This is a genomic window from Mesorhizobium newzealandense (assembly GCF_042682145.1).
Lineage (GTDB): Bacteria > Pseudomonadota > Alphaproteobacteria > Rhizobiales > Rhizobiaceae > Mesorhizobium > Mesorhizobium newzealandense.
Genome location: NZ_JBHUGZ010000010.1, coordinates 208,556 through 225,346 on the forward strand (window position 1 = coordinate 208,556; position 16,791 = coordinate 225,346).

12 protein-coding genes are annotated in these 16,791 nt (G+C 65.2%); 8 read left to right on the plus strand and 4 right to left on the minus strand.

Features of this window, described 5'->3' with window-relative positions:
- Positions 1–269: 269 nt before the first annotated feature.
- Genes ACFSOZ_RS15395 through ACFSOZ_RS15405 form a run of 3 tightly spaced genes read left to right on the plus strand, consistent with a single transcriptional unit; the run spans position 270 to position 5,520 of the window.
- Positions 270–4,409, plus strand: coding sequence for a Pls/PosA family non-ribosomal peptide synthetase (locus ACFSOZ_RS15395; RefSeq protein WP_379099450.1), 4,140 nt, complete (start codon positions 270–272; stop codon positions 4,407–4,409).
- Positions 4,406–4,867: a GNAT family N-acetyltransferase gene (locus ACFSOZ_RS15400; protein WP_379099455.1), complete on the plus strand. Its 462-nt coding sequence runs from the start codon at positions 4,406–4,408 to the stop codon at positions 4,865–4,867. The genes ACFSOZ_RS15395 and ACFSOZ_RS15400 overlap by 4 nt, the downstream gene beginning before the upstream one ends.
- Entirely contained in the window at positions 4,864–5,520 is a 657-nt protein-coding gene (locus tag ACFSOZ_RS15405; protein WP_379099460.1) for a 4'-phosphopantetheinyl transferase family protein, read from the plus strand. The genes ACFSOZ_RS15400 and ACFSOZ_RS15405 overlap by 4 nt, the downstream gene beginning before the upstream one ends.
- A gap of 6 nt (positions 5,521–5,526) precedes the next feature.
- Here the strand turns inward: ACFSOZ_RS15405 and ACFSOZ_RS15410 are convergent, their stop codons facing one another.
- Entirely contained in the window at positions 5,527–6,639 is a 1,113-nt protein-coding gene (locus ACFSOZ_RS15410; RefSeq protein ID WP_379099463.1) for a KamA family radical SAM protein, read from the minus strand.
- Positions 6,640–6,799: 160 nt separating this feature from the next.
- On the opposite strand from ACFSOZ_RS15410, the gene ACFSOZ_RS15415 reads away from it, so the two are divergent.
- Positions 6,800–7,735 carry a hypothetical protein gene (locus ACFSOZ_RS15415; protein ID WP_379099466.1) on the plus strand — a complete coding sequence of 312 codons (936 nt, stop codon included), beginning with the start codon at positions 6,800–6,802 and terminating at the stop codon, positions 7,733–7,735.
- A gap of 29 nt (positions 7,736–7,764) precedes the next feature.
- Here ACFSOZ_RS15415 and ACFSOZ_RS15420 read toward each other — a convergent pair whose 3' ends face one another.
- Complete coding sequence (locus ACFSOZ_RS15420; RefSeq protein ID WP_379099469.1) at positions 7,765–9,336, minus strand: serine hydrolase; 1,572 nt, start codon at positions 9,334–9,336, stop codon at positions 7,765–7,767.
- A 103-nt stretch (positions 9,337–9,439) separates the two neighbouring features.
- Positions 9,440–11,143, minus strand: a complete 1,704-nt coding sequence (locus ACFSOZ_RS15425) for a BTAD domain-containing putative transcriptional regulator (RefSeq protein ID WP_379099472.1) — start codon at positions 11,141–11,143, stop codon at positions 9,440–9,442.
- Positions 11,144–11,280: 137 nt separating this feature from the next.
- Between ACFSOZ_RS15425 and ACFSOZ_RS15430 the strand changes: the two genes are divergently transcribed.
- The 3 genes from ACFSOZ_RS15430 to ACFSOZ_RS15440 all read left to right on the plus strand — a co-directional run bounded on the left by ACFSOZ_RS15430 (position 11,281) and on the right by ACFSOZ_RS15440 (position 15,059).
- Positions 11,281–11,946 (plus strand): peroxiredoxin, encoded by a 666-nt coding sequence (locus tag ACFSOZ_RS15430; RefSeq protein ID WP_379099475.1) that lies wholly within the window; start codon positions 11,281–11,283, stop codon positions 11,944–11,946.
- 117 nt (positions 11,947–12,063) lie between these two features.
- On the plus strand, positions 12,064–13,206 hold the full coding sequence (locus tag ACFSOZ_RS15435) for an NAD(P)/FAD-dependent oxidoreductase (RefSeq protein ID WP_379099478.1): 1,143 nt from the start codon (positions 12,064–12,066) through the stop codon (positions 13,204–13,206).
- Positions 13,207–13,397: 191 nt separating this feature from the next.
- Positions 13,398–15,059: an acyl-CoA synthetase gene (locus ACFSOZ_RS15440; RefSeq protein ID WP_379099481.1), complete on the plus strand. Its 1,662-nt coding sequence runs from the start codon at positions 13,398–13,400 to the stop codon at positions 15,057–15,059.
- A gap of 363 nt (positions 15,060–15,422) precedes the next feature.
- Here the strand turns inward: ACFSOZ_RS15440 and ACFSOZ_RS15445 are convergent, their stop codons facing one another.
- Positions 15,423–15,599 (minus strand): hypothetical protein, encoded by a 177-nt coding sequence (locus ACFSOZ_RS15445; protein ID WP_379099483.1) that lies wholly within the window; start codon positions 15,597–15,599, stop codon positions 15,423–15,425.
- 298 nt (positions 15,600–15,897) lie between these two features.
- On the opposite strand from ACFSOZ_RS15445, the gene ACFSOZ_RS15450 reads away from it, so the two are divergent.
- The gene (locus ACFSOZ_RS15450; RefSeq protein ID WP_379099486.1) at positions 15,898–16,791 is read left to right on the plus strand and encodes a hypothetical protein; all 894 of its coding nucleotides are present in this window, start codon (positions 15,898–15,900) and stop codon (positions 16,789–16,791) included.

Consider the following 16,791-nt stretch of genomic DNA (forward strand, 5'->3'; position numbering starts at 1 on the left):
TAGCATAGCTGCCCTCACCATGTCAAGAATAAATTCCTATCGAAAAGCCGCCGCAACCAAAGCCGCCGACACCGCCGGGCTGGCTGTCGTCAGGCTTTGTTGACCTGAGCTCGCAGCCCTCAGGCGGAGGGTAGGAAAAGCGCTCGGACACACTCCAGAAACAAAACTCAACAGTTCGGAAAAACTGGCGAAAAGATCGGCTGGCATAAGCATCCCGCGGCGGCCGGAAATTGGCCGCGCTGGGCGTTGCACAGCCAGGACGGGAAAGTATGGAAATGGATCACGGTGTCGATATCGCCGAACTGGATGCGGCCGAACTGGACGCGGCAAGACCGGGCAGCCAGCCCGAGACTTACCTCACAAGCATCGATGCGCTCGTAAGGGTCGCTCATGACTCCGGACCAGTCGGGCGCGGCCAGATCCTGACGGGCGCCGACTTTGCGCGGCAAGGTCTGCCCGGTGAGCGGCTCGATACGGTCTTCGAGCAGCTCGCCGAGACATTTGCCGCGTTGCCGGCGGTGATCTCCGATGGGCGTGTCTGGACGTATCGGGAGCTGGACAGCCGTGCCAACCAGTTCGCCCGCCTGCTGGTCAAGCGCGGCGTGCGAAGGGGCGACCGGGTTGGGCTCATCCTCGACCGGTCGGCGGAGACCTATGTCGCGTTGCTGGCGGTGATGAAGGCAGGCGCGGCCTTCGTGCCGCTGGCCACCGCGTTTCCCCAGGAGCGGATGACGCTCATCATCGAAGACGCCAGCGTAAGCCTGATCGTCACCATCGCCGCCTATGCGTCGCGAGCCGATCAACTGCCGGTTCCGCACCTGTTGATCGACAGCGCCGCCGCCGAGATCTCCAAACAGTCCAGCGCGCCGCTGAAGCCGCATGCCAAGACCGCTGTAGCGGACGACACCTGCTACATCCTCTACACCTCGGGCACCACCGGCAAGCCCAAGGGCGTGGTCATCAGGCACCAGAGCTTCGTCAACTTCATCCGCGTCGCCGCCGCATCCTACGGCTACCGGCCGGGCGATCGTGTCTATCAGGGCATGACCATCGCCTTCGACTTTTCCTCCGAAGAGATCTGGGTGCCATTCGTCGCCGGCGCGACAGTCGTGCCGGCGCCGGGCCAGATGCCGCTCGTGGGCGAGGAACTGGCGGATTTCCTGCGCCACTATGACATCACCTGCATGGCCTGCAGCCCGACCCTTTTGTCGTCCATGGCAAGCGACGTGCCCAGCCTGCGCACGCTGCTGGTCGGCGGCGAGGCCTGCCCGCACAATCTGGTGGTGCGCTGGTCGAAGCCGGGGCGGCAGATCCTCAACACCTATGGCCCGACCGAGGCGACCGTCACGGCGACGATGGGCGCGCTGACGCCTGATAGTCCGGTGACGATCGGCGCGCCGCTGCCGACCTACTCGATCGTCATTCTCGACGCTTCGCTGCCGCAGCTTGCCGAGCCGGGCGAACTGGGCGAGATCGGCATCGCCGGCATCGGGCTCGCGGTCGGCTATCTCAACCGGCCGGACCTGACGGACCAGAAATTCATCGCCGATTTCCTCGACCTGCCGAACAACCCGTCCAGGCGCATCTACCGGACGGGCGACCTTGGCCGCATCAACGACAAGGGTGAGATCGAGTATAACGGGCGCATCGACACCCAGGTGAAGATCCGCGGCTATCGCATCGAACTCGGCGAGATCGAGGCGGTGCTGCTCGACCAGCCCGAGATTGCGCAGGCTGCCGTCACCACCTGGGAGATCGAGCCCGGCCGCGTCGAACTCGTTGCCTACTTCGCACCAAAGCCCGGCCTGCCGGCGATCTCCCGCGCCGACCTCGCCCAGACGATGAAGCGACGACTGCCCGATTACATGGTGCCGTCCTATCTGGAGGAACTGCCTGTCATCCCGATGACGGTCTCCAACAAGGTGGACCTGCGCCAGCTGCCGAAGCCGACAAGCGTCCGGCTTTCTGCCGATCGCACGATGGTGCCGCCCGGCAATGACGACGAGCGCTTCCTGGCCGACGCACTGGCCGCGGTGCTGAAATTCGACGAGGTGTCCGTCGAGGACAATTTCTTCGACGATCTCGGCGCCAACTCGCTGCTGATGGCGCATTTCTGCGCGCGCGTGCGCACCCGGAAGGAATGGGCGACGACGTCGATGCGCGACATCTACCTCTATCCGACCGTGGCGCGCCTCGCCAAACACCTGAGCGTGGCGGAGGAGATGACGACGGCCACCAACGAGCCCGTTCTCACCCGCCGGGCATCGGACCTTGCCTACTGGACCTGCGGCGCCGCGCAGCTCGTGTTTTACGGGCTCTACAGCTATGGGGCGCTGTGGGCGGTCAATGACGGCCTCAACTGGATGTATGACGCGCTCGACGACCCGCTGCAGCTCTATTTGCGCTGCGTGGCGCTTTCGGCCGCCGTGTTCTTCGGCATGTCGGGCTTTGCCGTCATCGCCAAATGGGTGCTCATCGGCCGCTGGAAGGCCGAGGCGTTCCCCATCTGGGGCCTGCGCTACTTCCGCTTCTGGGTGGTCAAGACATTGATCCGCACCGCGCCCGTCGTGCTGTTCCGCGGCAGCCCGCTCTACAGCTTCTATCTGCAGCTTCTCGGCACCAAGCTCGGGAAAAATGCCGTCATCGAATCGAAATCCGTGCCCGTCTGCACGGATCTCATTTCCATCGGCGCCAACACGATCCTGCGCAAGGAATCGATGATCCTCGGCTATCGCGCCCAGTCCGGCTATATCCACACCGGGCCGCTGACCATCGGCCGCGATGCCTTCGTCGGCGTCGGCTCCACGCTCGACATCGACACGCGGATCGGCGACGGCGCCCAGCTCGGCCATTCGTCCTCGCTGCACCGCGGGCAAAGCATCCCGGACGGCGAACGCTGGCATGGATCGCCGGCCGTGCCGACCACGGCCGACTATTGCAAGGTGCGCAACGTCGATCCTTCCAACATCCGGCGCTTCCTCTTCGAAGCGGTCCAGCTGTTTGGCCTGTTTGCCATCGTCACCCCGCTGCCGCTCTTGTTCCACAGCTATTGGGAGAACGTCGGCGACGACTATCAGGAGACCATCGGCATTGTCGCGATCGGCACCACGGTCACGCTTTTTGGCTACATCGCCGCGGCCTTTCTCGCGGCGACGCTGGTGCCGCGCCTGGTCAGCCTGCTGTTGAAACCCGGCCGCACCTATACGCTTTACGGCTTCCGCTACTGGCTGCAGACCGTCGCCGAATTCTCGAGCAATTCCCGCGTGCTCGGCCTGCTGTTCGGCGACAGTTCGGCAATCGTGCACTACATGCGAGCCATCGGCTGGAACCTCAACAAGGTGGTGCAGACCGGTTCCAACTTCGGCAGCAACCAGCAGCACGAAAACCCTCTCCTGTGCGAGATCGGCACCGAGACCATGGTGTCGGACGGGCTTTTCATGATCAACATGCACAAATCCGCCTCCGCATTCAGGCTCGAGCCGACGCGGATCGGCGAACGCAACTATCTCGGCAACAACATCTACTATCCGCCGGATGGACGCACCGGCGACAACGTCCTGCTCGGCACCAAGGTGATGGTCCCCATCGATGGGCCGTTGCGCGAGAATGTCGGCCTTCTCGGTTCGCCTTCCTTTGAAATCCCGCGCATGGTGAACCGCGACAAGGAACTCATCGCCGGTGTCGACGAGGACGACCGGCGCCGGCGCATCCCGCACAAGAACCGCCACAACATAGTGACGATCCTGCTGTTCGTGGCAACGCAATGGATCATGCTGTTCGCCACGCTGGCGATCTGGGACCGCGCGCTGAACTACTATACCGAATGGGCGGAGGTCGCCCTCTTCGTCGCCGTGCTTTTGACGTCCGCGATCACCATTCCGTTCTACATCTTCGTGGAACGGGCAAGCCTTGGTTTCGGCAGGCTGAAGCCGCAAATGACGACGATCTACGACGTCGCCTTCTGGCGCCACGAACGCCACTGGAAGCTTGCCGATTCGCCGATCGTGCGCCTGTTTGCCGGCACGCCATTCCGGCCGATGATCCTGCGCACGCTGGGCGTCAAGGTGGGCAAGCGGGTCTATGACGGCGGCGCCAACCTGACCGAGCGTTCGCTGGTCGAGATCGGCGATGACGCCACGCTGAATGAAGGCTGCGTCATCCAGGCCCATTCGCTGGAAGAAGGTGCGTTCAAGTCCGATTACATCCGCATCGGCAAAGGCTGCACGCTCGGGCCTTCCGCGTTCGTCCATTACGGCGTGGTGATGGGCGAAGGATCGGTGGTCGATGTCGACTCCTTCGTGATGAAGGGTGAAGAGCTGGAGCCCAACTCCATCTGGCGGGGTAACCCGGCCAAGCTGCACCGGTTCGTGGAGCCGGTTACGGACGAAGCCTCCAGGGCATCGGCTTGAAGGCCGGAGACATCCGTCTCGTTTCCGTGACCGAGGCCAACCGGGCCCTGGTCAAGGCTCTGGAACTGGCTCCGGAGCAGATGGATTTCGTCGCCAGCAATGCGGACTCCCTGCGCGAAGCCAAATCCGATGACGACGCGCGGCCGCGCGTCGTCATGGCTGGGGATCGTGTCGTGGGTTTCCTGATGTACGAGGCGCCGCAGGATGACGACGAGGCGCGCATCTACCGCTTCATGATCGACCGCATTTGGCAGGGCAAAGGCTACGGCAAGGCTGCGTTGCGTGAAGTGCTGGACGAAATCAGAAGCCTCGGCCACATCAGCCACGTTTCAATCTGCTACGAACCGCACAATGAAGCGGCACGACGGCTCTATCGCGCCGCCGGCTTCGTCGAACAAGGGCTCGACGAGGACGGAGAAATGATCGCCGACCTCACCCTGCCGGCAGATGATCGTTGACGCCGCCGCCCTCCCCTGAAGTCGCGCTTGCGCAAACGTCCCTGCTGCAGGCGATGATCGCCATTGCGCCCAAAAGTGTCCGGATCGGATGCCGGGTCATACGCGACGGCGACGAGGCCCATCTGCTGCCCGAGGAAGCGCATTCCATCCCCGCGCGCCAACCAGCCATGCGGCGCGCCAGCGGAGCGGCCCGCTGGATCGCGCACGGGCTGCTGGCGGATGTTGGTGTCAACGATTTCGCCATCCTGCGTGCGCCATCCGGCACGCCGGTCTGGCCCGACGGAATAACCGGTTCGCTCGCCCATGACGACGACATGGCCGTAGCGGCGGTTGCGCATGTTGCCCACATCGCCTCTCTCGGCATCGACGTCGAGCCCGCCCAGCCCTTGCCCGACGACATCCTCGCGCTCGTTGCAACCCGTGCGGACCGGACAGACACGGCGGACCGGCATCTTGCCGGCCGCATCCTGTTTTGCGCCAAGGAAGCCGTCTACAAGGCGGCCTATCCGCTCGATCGCGAGGTCCTGGGCTATGAGGACATCACCGTGGACCTCGATGCAGGCCGTGCGGTGACGAAGACCGGCCGCGAGGTCAGCCTCGCATACTGCGTTGCTCCGCGCGTGGTCGTTTTGGCGTTTGTCGATGCGGGTTAGTGCAGCCTATTCGCCAACCACCTCGCGATACCCCCTCACCTCGCCATCCAGCCCGCGCATCCGCCAGCTCTCCCCGTCCCGTCCCTCGACATAGCACGGCCCGATCGGCACCTTGCCGCCGCCTTCCGGCAGGTCGAGCACATAGACGGGGTTGCAGATGCCCGACAGGCGGGCGCGCAGCGCGCCGGCCAGCGCCTGTCCCTGCGCAATCGTGGTGCGCCGGTGCGCCATGCCCCGCGCGAGGTCGCCGTGGTGCAGGTAATAGGGTTTGACGCCGAGGCGGTACATCAGCTCGCGGCAGAGCTCCTCCAGCACCTCGACGGTGTCGTTCACGCCCTTGAGCAGGACGCTCTGGTTGAGCAGGACGAAGCCGGCTTGCCGCAGCGTGCGGCAGGCGGCTTCCGTGGCGTCGGTGATCTCGCGCGGATGGTTGAAATGGGTGACGACCGTGACCATCAGCCGGCCCTGCAGCGCCGCGACCAACCCCGACGTGATGCGCGACGGCAGCGCCACCGGCACGCGGGTGTGGATGCGCAGCAGCCGCACATGCGCGATCGCCTCGATGCGGGCGCGGATTTCCGCCAGCGCCTTGTCCGGCAGCGACAGCGGGTCGCCGCCGGTCAGGATCACCTCGCGGATCTCGGGGTGATCGGCGATATAGGCCAGCGCCGGCTCCAGCGCCTCGCGCGTATAGCCGCGGCCGATCGCGGTCAGCGATTCCTTGCGGAAGCAGAACCGGCAATAGACCGCGCATTGATAGGTCGGGAACAGAAGCACCCTATCGACATGGCGATGCGTCAAGCGCGGCACCGGGCTGAAGTCATGGTCGGCGATCGGATCGTCGAGCTCGCCGTCCTGCTCCAGCAATTCGTCTGGCGACGGAATGACCTGCGCCCGGATCGGGTCGGCGGGGTCAGTCCAGTCGATCAGGTCGAGATAGGCTTTTGGGATGCGCACCTTGTGGTTCGCGGCCGCCGCTTGAGCCGCCGCGCGCTCGCCCGGCGACAGCGGCAGCGAAGCCAGATCGCGCACATGCCGCACGCCGGCGCGGATTTCGGCCTGCCAGGCGGCGTCATAGGTGGGCTCGATTGCGTCTTTGAGGTTGGCGTCTGAAGTCATCGGATATCTCGGGGGCAATTTCTGGCGGAGCTATCGGCCGGATGGCCAGGCGGGTCAACCATCTCGGATGATTGCCGCCATCGACCCATCGCCTGTGAACCCATAGGTATTTAGGCAAAATGGCACTATTCTGCGCAGTCCGGGGTTCAGGGAAAACGGGATGGATTTCAGCACAGGCCATGGCTACCTGCTCATCGGCGGCCTCATCCTGGTTGGCGCCGGGCTGCTGATCCTGTCGCTGATCGTCAATCTGCGCGTCGCCCACAGTGTGCGCGACGACGTGCGCCACCGCGAAAAGCTGCTGGAATACTACCGCAACATCTTTTCGCAGCTGGGCGTGATCCTGATCGGCATCGGCGTGTCGCTGTTCATCTTCTTTTTCCAGCAGAATTACCAGGACCAGCGCCGACGCGAAACGGAACTCCAGCAGGTTCTGGCCAAGCTGGCGGCGCGCATCGCCCGCGGCGCTCCCGTCGCCGGGTCACTTGGAGAATTCGACGCACTGCTGGATGAAGGCGGGGCCTATGTCAGTCCCGAACTTGGTGGAACCAACGCCGCGATCGGCGCGCAGGGAGCGGCGCTCGGCAAGCAGGTCGGCGAGATCCTGTTGGTCGAACGCGACGTCGACGTCCGCGACTTCGATATCCTCAATTTGTCGCGCGATTTCGAATCGTCGTTCGTCGTCAACGAGCTCGATCCCACGCTGTGGTTCGACATCGTGCGCGACGAGAGCGAGATCAAATATGCCACCACCCAGCTCGCCCTCGACTACAAGGATCTGCTGGACGCGATCGGCGGCGAGCCGGTCGAGCTTGCGATCGCCAATCCTGAAAAGGAGCGCAAGATCAAGCACGAGGTGCTCGACATCTTCTACGATGCCGACCTCCTGCGCCAGCGCAGCAGGCGATTTCTCGGCCGTGCGTGCTGGCTCCTCAGCCACGGGCGCAGCTTCGTCAGCCTTGCACCGGTCGATGCAATCGAAGCCGATGCGAGGTCGCATCAGGAATGGATCGACCGGTCGAAACCCCTGCTGACGCAGGCGAAGTCGGGCAACGGCGATTGCTTCAAACTGCTCCAGTACGGACCGGCATCTTGAACTGCCGGCGGCACTGTTCGACTTGAACGTCAGTCACCCACGCGTTGAAGCGTGCCGAGATGATTGTCGTCGAGAAAACCGATGGTCACGGCCGATGCCTTGCCGTCGGGGCCGACGACAAAGCTCACGCCGGTGGGCCTGTCCGGCGTCTCGGCATCCGGAAAGGTCAGGAACAGGTCGCCGTCGAAATGCGTCAATGAATAGGACCGGGCGCCGGCCAGGCCTACCTTGAGCACAAGGCCGTCTCCCGCTTTCGACACGACCGCGTCGCCGAAAAAGTCGTTGGCGTAGCGGCCGGCATACGCACTGGCCGGCCCGGCCGGCCTTGCTGGAGACGGCGGCGCGGCATAGGTGGCCTTGGCCGCCGCCACCGCCGGGCCGAACAGGCCTGCATAGATCCCGTCCCACGCCTTGACCCAATCCTTGCCGACCGCACCGTCGAAGACGAGATCGGCGAAACTGTCGGACAATCCCTCCGGCACGCCAGTCGGAAAGGCGTTGGTGACGATGACGATGCCAAGCTTGTCCTCCGGGAAGATTGTCACCAGGGTACGCGCGCCGACGCTGAAGGCGCCGGCGTGGCCCCAGCTCAGGCCATGCCGGCCGAATTCGACATTCCAGCCGAGGCCGTAGAAGGACTCGCCGCCGGAGACGGGGTTCTTGCCCCGCGTCATCAGCGGCACATGCGTCTGACCCAGCGCATCGGCGGCAATCAGTGTCTTGCCGGCATAGACGCCGTTGCCGAGGATGAGGCGCACCCATTGCGACAGGTCACGAGCCGTGGAACTGACGCCGCCGGCGGGCGCCTGCGCATCCGGATCGCGCTCTATCTCAGCCGCCCAGGCGCCATCGATCTTGACGTGAAGCGCGGCGCGATTGGTGTGCTTGATGAAATCCGAATGGCGGGAACTGGTCGAGGCCATGCCAAGTGGACGGTAGAGCTTTTCCTCGGCGACTTCCTCCCACGGCTTGCCTGTCGGCGTCGCGGCCGCCACGGCACCTTCTGTCAGTCCGAAATTGCTGTAGGAGTAGCCGGCGCGAAAGCTCGACGATGGCGGCACGAACCGCAGGCGATGCAGGATCTCGGCGCGGTCGTAGCCAATGTCCTCGAGGTCGTCTCCGGCGGTGCCCGGAAGCCCGCTGCGGTGCGAAAACAGATCACGGACGGTAAGCTGACTGGTCGGATAGGGATCGGCCAGCCGGAAGGCCGGATCGAGGTCGGCGATCTTCGAATCCCAGGACATGATCCCGTCGCTGACCAGCGCCGCCACGACGGTGGCGGAGACCGGCTTGGAAAGGGAGGCGATCTGGAACACCGTGTCGGCGTCGACGGCCTCGGGCTTGCCGGCCTCGCGATGTCCGAAACCCTTCAGGAAGATCACCTCGTCATCGTGCACGACGGCGATGGCGAGACCGGGTACGGCACCGTCCGCGACGGCGGCTTCGGCAAGCGCTTCAAGCCTGGACAGGGCCGCAGTGATCCGCTCGGGCGTGATGCTGCCGGCCGGCGCCGCCTGCGGCCAAAGCACCATGGCGGCGGTGAAGGCCCAAATCCACCGATGGCAAATCCACCAATGACAGAGATTGCGATCCAGCCGCATGCGCCAGCCTCCTCCCATGCATTCACCTTGCGATCATACAGGCCCGCGCGGGTGAGGCCAGCCCACGCGCCATCCGTCATGGGCGAGGAATCCGGTCCTGCCGTCAGCCCTCGGGGCCCATGCGGGCCAGGCAGCGGGCCTGGTCGCGCGGGCGGCCGAGCTCCTGATAGCGTGAGGCCGCCTCGTCGAAGGCGGCGAGCGCGCGGATCTCGTGGTTCTGCGCCCGCCGCTGCACACCGCGCGCTTCCCAAAGGGCGGCCGCCCAGGGGCCGCCATGCCACATGCCGGCGATGCGCTCGGCGTCGTTCAGGCGGCGGTCGACCTGGTCCAGTTCGCCCGCCTCGGCGAGCGCGATTGCAGAGGCCGTACGCAGCGCCATCGAACAGGGCTGGCAGGCGCCGTGGGTCAACAGCCGGTCGCCGGCAAGGATCTCCTGCGCCACCATCTTGGGTGTCGCCGCCGCCCGCACGGCCAGCGCCTGCATGCGCATGATCAGGTGCGGCGACAGCCATGAGCGTTCGGCGTCGGTGAGACCGCGCTGGATGAGCCGGCTGGCGCGCCATTTCTGGCCGCGCTCCAGCGCGATCTCGGCCAGCCGCTCTATGGCGAGCACGCGGCCGGCCACCGCGTCCGCCTCGAGCAGCAGCCGCTCGGCCTCGGTCAGGTGGCGCTCGGCCTCGTCGAGGTCGCCCGAGAACAGCGCCGCTTCGCCCAGAAGCAGGCAGGCAAGCCCGCGGCCGGCATTCGATCCGGCCTCCTCGGCCTCAGTGAGCAGCTCGCGGGCAAGGCCTGCAACTTCGGCATGGCCCGAGGCGCTGCAGAGGCAGAATTCGGACAGGCAAAGGTGGCCATCGAAGACATGCTGCACAAAGGCCGGCTTGGCGCGAACCCATTCGATGAATTCGGAACGGAACAGTTGCGGCCACTGCGCCCGCATCATCGAGGCGAGGCCGAGCAGCGCGCTCGCCTCGCCGACTTCGCGCGGCAGGTCGGCGCCGAGCGCCAGGTCGCGGGTGTGCCTGGCGATCTCGCTTGCCTTGTCGAACTCGCCGCTTTGCAGATGCACCAGGCCCCAGGCGAGCGAAGTGCGGATGCGCTCCGACGGGTTGACGGTCTCGGCGCCGGAGAGTGCCAGCGCCTTCTCGTAAAGGGCAATGGTCGCCGCACTCGGCCCGACGCCGAGTTCGGCGTGCAGGTTGTCGCGCAGCTGATTGAACTGGCGGATGGCCTCGACGCGGTTGCCGGCATCGAGTGCCGCCTGCATCAGCGCGCACTGGGCCTGCTCGTCGGCGGGGTCGAGCGCGATCAGGCGCTGCCACAGGCCGCCGGCGCGTAAGAGGTCGCTGTAGTGCTGCTGCAATTGCGCGCGCGGCGTGTCGAGCCACTCGACGAAAAGATCGTCCGGCAAAAGCCTGCCACCATAGAGGTCGGCGGCACGCTCATAGGCGCTCCTGTCACTCCCGCGCAGCGCCGCCTTGGCGGCGGCCTCGAAGCTTTCGGCGTCGATCTCGAGCTCGGCATGCGGGGCAAGCGAGACGATGTCGTTGCTCACCTCGATCAGCTCGTGGGCCCCAAGCGCCCGGCGCGCGAAATGAATGGCCTTGCGCAGATTGGCGCCGGCCGCCTCGGGATCGGCATCGGGCCAGAAAATTTCCATGGCCTGCTCGCGGTGGATGCGATGGGCAGACCTGAGCGCCAGCAGCTTGACCAGGGCCGACGCGCGGTCGCGCCGCCAGTCGGCCGCCGGGATCGGGCGGCCATCGACGCTGACGACGAAGCGGCCGAGCAGATGGATCGAAACGCGCATGCAGGCACCATCAGGAAAGCCCGGCCCTGGCGGCGCCAGAAGCCGTCACCAGCCAGGGAGCGTTGGGGAACGCTGGCGGAACATAGATTTCCTAATTTGCCCCCGCAATCGAAATTCCACCGGAAAGGAAAGCAACCATGTCACTCCGTATCGCAGACATCGCCCCCGACTTCACCGCCGAGACCACAGAAGGCACGATCAGCTTCCACGAATGGCTGGGCAAGGATTGGGGCATCCTGTTCTCCCACCCCAAGGACTACACGCCGGTGTGCACGACCGAACTCGGCTACATGGCGCGCCTCAAGCCCGAGTTCGACAAGCGCGGCGTCAAGGTCATCGGCCTCTCCGTCGACCCGGTCGACAAGCACGCCGGCTGGGCCAAGGACATCGCCGAGACGCAAGGCATGGCGCCGAACTTCCCGATGATCGGCGACCCGACGCTCGCCATCTCGCAGCTCTACGACATGTTGCCGGCGTCGGCCGGCAACAGCGCCGACGGGCGCACGGCCGCCGACAACCAGACGGTGCGCAACGTCTATGTCATCGGCCCGGACAAGAAGATCAAGCTGGTGATATCCTACCCGATGACGACGGGCCGCAACTTCGACGAGGTGCTGCGCGTGGTGGACTCCCTGCAGCTGACGGCCAAGCATCGCCTGGCGACGCCGGTCAACTGGAAGCCGGGCGACGACGTCATCATCGCGGGATCGGTGTCGAACGACGAAGCAAAGCAACTCTACCCGCAAGGCTGGAAGGAGCCGAAGCCCTACATCCGCATCGTGCCGCAGCCAGTCCTGACCTGACATCGGCCATACGACGAGGACTTGGACGGCCAGCACTTTGGCGGCGAGGACACGGGACGTCCCCGCCGCCACGACGGGAATGATCGGTCAACCAGGAAATATTGGTGGGGAACAAAGATGAACACTGCAAGCAAACCACGTATCGTCGTGCTGGGAGCCGGTTTCGGCGGCCTGGAACTGACGACGCTGCTTTCCGAAGCGATGGGCGACAGCATCGACGTGACGTTGATCGACCAGAGCGATTCCTTCGTCTTCAGCTTTTCCAAGCTGGACGTGATGTTCGGCCTGAAGACGCCGCAGGCCGTGCGCCTGCCCTACAAAAGCTACGCCAAGCCCGGCGTCAGGATGCTGAAGCGCACGATAACCTCGATCGACCCCGAAAGGCGCCGGGTGACCACCAATGACGGCGTGTTCGACGCCGACCACCTCGTCGTCGCGCTGGGTGCCGAATATGATTTCGACGCCACGCCGGGGCTTTCGGGAACCAACGAGTTCTACACCGTGGCGGGGGCGGAGCGGCTGCGCGACGTGCTGCCGACCTTCAGGAAAGGCAAGGCGATGGTGGGCGTCTGCGGGGCGCCCTACAAGTGCCCGCCGGCGCCCAGCGAATGCGTGCTGATGTTGCATGACCATCTGGTCAGGCAGGGCGTGCGCGAGGCCTGCGAGATCACCCTGGTGCTGCCGCTGGGCAGCCCGGTACCACCCTCGCCCGACACCTCGCGGGCGCTGCTGGCGGCCTTTGCCGAACGCGACATCAAGTTCGTCCCCGGCAGGCGCGTCGCCTCCGTCGACAATGCCCGCAATGTGGCGATGCTCGACGACGGCACGGAAATGCCGTTCGATCTCTTCCTCGGTGTTCCCAAGCATCGCGTGCCGCCAGTGGTGCTGGAAAGCGGCATGGCCGAGAACGGCTGGATCCCGGTCAATCCGCGTACGCTCGAAACAAAATACGAGAACGTCTATGCAGTCGGCGACGGCGCCAACACCGGCACGCCCAAGGCCGGCGTGTTCGCCGAGGGTGCGGCGCGCGCCGTTGCCAGCGGGCTCATCGCAAAACTGCGCCAAAGCGGCAGCGGCTCGCTCTATGACGGCTTCGGCACCTGCTATATCGAGTTCGGCGGTGGCCGCATCGGCAAGGTCGAGGTCGATTTCTTCTCAGGCCCAGCTCCAACCGGCACCTACTACGAACCCTCGGTGGCGCTGCGCGCCGACAAGGAGACGTTTGGATCGAGCCGGCGCTCGCGCTGGTTCGGCCTCTGAGGCCGGAGGTTGGAGAGCGCTCGGGGCCGGATACCCCCCGGGCGATCCTGGTGCCCGAAGCGGCAGGCGAGCCCCTGCCCTGTTTGTGGCAAGGCCTCGCGGCGATCACCTCGTCGACCGGCAGTGCGATCTTGGCTATCCTGTCGGCATGACGGTGGTCCACGAGGACACCGCCACGGAGGGATGCTGCGATGGTTGAAACTTCGGCCGGCTTGCCGCGGTACGCGGATGCCGTTCAGCGCTTTCGCATCGAGGATGAAGTCGCGCGCCTTCACGGCGACCCCGCGACCGGCATCAATGCCTATGTCGAATGCTGTGGCCGCTACACAGGCGAGGACCGGCTGGCGCTGCGCGCCATCTCCGCCAGCGGTGAGCTCAGGGAATTCAGCTTCGACGATCTCGCCGACATGTCGGCGCGCGTCGGCACCATGCTCAAGGAAGCTGGCGTCGGCCCCGGCGATGTCGTCGCCGGCATGCTGCCGCGCATTCCCGAACTGGTGGCGCTCATCCTCGGCACATGGCGCATCGGCGCGGTCTACCAGCCGCTGTTCACCGCCTTCGGCCCGAAGGCCATCGACCACCGGCTGAAGACCAGCGGCGCCAAGCTCGTCGTCACCAACACGGCCAATCGCGGCAAGCTCGACGAGGTTGCGGACTGCCCTCGCGCCGCGACCATCCTTGCCGAGGGCGAAACCTTGCCGGCGGGCGACATCGATTTCCGCGCCGCGCTAGCTGCCGCCTCGACAACCTGCGAGCCGGTGATGCGCAAGGGCGACGACCTGTTCATGATGATGTCGACCTCGGGCACGACCGGCCTGCCCAAGGGCGTGCCGGTGCCGCTGCGCGCGCTGCTGGCCTTCGGCGCCTATATGCGCGATGCCATCGGGCTCACCCCCGACGACGTCTTCTGGAACATCGCCGATCCGGGCTGGGCCTACGGCCTCTACTACGCCATCACCGGCCCCTTGCTGCTCGGCATCGCGACGACCTTCAACGAGGGCGCCTTCACCGCCAAAAGCACCTACGACCTCATCGAGCGCCTCGGCGTCACCAGCCTCGCCGGGTCGCCGACCGCCTTCCGCCTGCTGCTGGCAGAAGGGCGGCAGGCCGCTGCCCGCATCAAGGGCCGGCTGCGCGTTGTGAGCAGCGCCGGCGAACCGCTCAACCCGGAAGTGATCCGCTGGTTCGACGCCCATCTCGGCGTGCCGATCCATGACCATTACGGCCAGACCGAGAACGGCATGATGGTCAACAACCATCACGGCCTGTCGCACAAGGTGCGCCCGGGCTCGGCCGGCTTTACCATGCCGGGCTACCGCATCGTCGTGCTGGACGAGGCCGGCCAGGAGCTTGGCCCCTACCAGCCCGGCATCCTCGCCGTCGACATCGCCAACTCGCCGCTGCGCTGGTTCGACGGCTATCACCAGGCGGAAACCCCCGCGATTTCTGGCGGCTATTACCGCAGCGGCGACACGGTCGAGTTCGAGCCGGACGGCTCGGTCAGCTTCATCGGCCGCGCCGACGACGTCATCACCTCGGCCGGCTATCGCATCGGGCCGTTCGATGTCGAAAGCGCGCTGATCGAGCATCCGGCGGTCAACGAGGCGGCCGTCGTCGGCGTGCCAGACCCGCAGCGCACCGAAATCGTCAAGGCCTTCGTCATCCTGGCATCTTCGTTCCGCGGCAGCCCGGAACTCGCCGAGGAGCTGGCGCAGCATGTCAGGAAGCGGCTTTCGGCCCACGCCTATCCGCGCGAAATCGATTTCGTCACGGAACTGCCGAAAACGCCGAGCGGCAAGATCCAGCGGTTCTTGCTGAGGAAGGCCGAGGTGGAGAAGCGCAAACAGGACTGATGCAGGGCGGACACGGCGTCAAGGCTACCAATCTCCCCACTTGTGGGGGAGATGTCCGGCAGGACAGAGGGGGGCGCCGTAGAGTGCCAACGGCGTTCATCCACCGCCAAGCGGAGCGCCACAAGAAGGCGCCGAGCGATGCTGCAGAACAAGCGTGAGCGCATTGCAATTGATTGAGACAGGTCGGCGGGACAGCGCCTCCCTCTACCCTGCCGGGCAGATGCGCGGATGCTGGAATTTCTTGAAGAGATGTTAGCGGATAAAATTCCTATAAGCGCGAATTGATCGCGATGGATCCCGTTCCAAAAGGCTAATGCCACTTTCAGGCCGCGGTCTGAAGCCGCCGACTGGTCACCGTCGGTTTCACTGCAGGCCCAACAGCTTGGAGTCGCGCTCAACAGCTAGCTGGCGCTCCCTCTCGTAGGCTTCATCGGCCTGCTCGCTGAGGTGTTCACGCTCCTGGCGCATCCGATCAGCGCTCGCCTCTATGCGCTCGCATAGCCGATCGTAGACCTGACGGATCTTGGCAAATATGCTCATTAGCCCAACTCCTTGTCCTCTACCTTGCGCAGCCGGTCGTTCATCCTGGAGATCTGGGAATGGACGCTCCTCACCTCGGTCGGCAGGTTGCTGTGGCTGTTGTCGAGGCGCTGCAGGATCGCCGCCAGTCGTCGCGCAGGCTGGCGACCTCGGCGGTCAGCCGCTCCAGGTGCATTCCGATGAATGCGAGGGGTCACATTCTCTTCGGCCATGGCTCAGATATAGCACCGATTTTGACATTCCGCACGAATCGGCGTGCACATTGTCTTCCGGATAAGACCGAAAATGGGGGTATGTCATGCGGTTGGTCTGGACCATCATCTTCGCGCTCGCAACCGGAGCGGCTTTTGCGGCCTCGCCCGAGGACGACTATATCGCCGCACGCGACAAGGCGATTTCCGCCATCGCGGCCATGGAAAGCGCGAACGAACCTGTTGAAACGCTCGATGCCGCCGGGACGAAGGCGCTGGCCGATCTCGAAAAACGTCTGTCCGACATTCTCGGCCCGCTGGCGGTTGCGGGCTTTCCGGCGACCGGCACGATCAATATCGAAAGCCTGAGCGACTCCGATATCGGGTTCGGCATGCTCGACGGGTTGCGATACGCCAAAAGCGACGACGGCCCGAGCCTCGTGGCAACGACGCGGGGGCTGCTCGAGCGCTGGCTCAAGTCGAGAGCCGCCGAGATGGACGCGAGCTTCAGGCTGCCCGCCGACATCGATGCGGCGCTGAAGCTCGATGCCTTCTACACCCAGGCCATCAACAGCGACGCCGCGTTCACGGGGACGCTCGACTTTCCGCTGAAGAAGCCTGAAGGCGCCGACATCGCCCTTGCACGGCTCGGCGGCTGGGCGCAGGACATAGGACCGAACCCCGACCAGCAGGTCATCGTCACCATCGTCAAGGGCAACAGCGTCATGATCGCCTCGGCGCCCGCGGCACCGCCTGTTCCGAAGATCGCGGCCTGCGACGCCGTGTGGGCCTCGGCGGACGCCGCCGCCCAGAAATTCCAGGAGGCCTACCAAGCCTCGGATCTCAAGGACCAAACGGCGTATGATGCCGGCAATGCCGCCTGGGAAAAAGGTGATGCCGACTATCGCGCCTGCATGGGCGAGCACCTGCCTGGCGAGCCGGTCTTCCCGGCACTTCTCGCCCAAGCCCAGGAGCTTGCCGACCACATGGCCGGCAAGTAG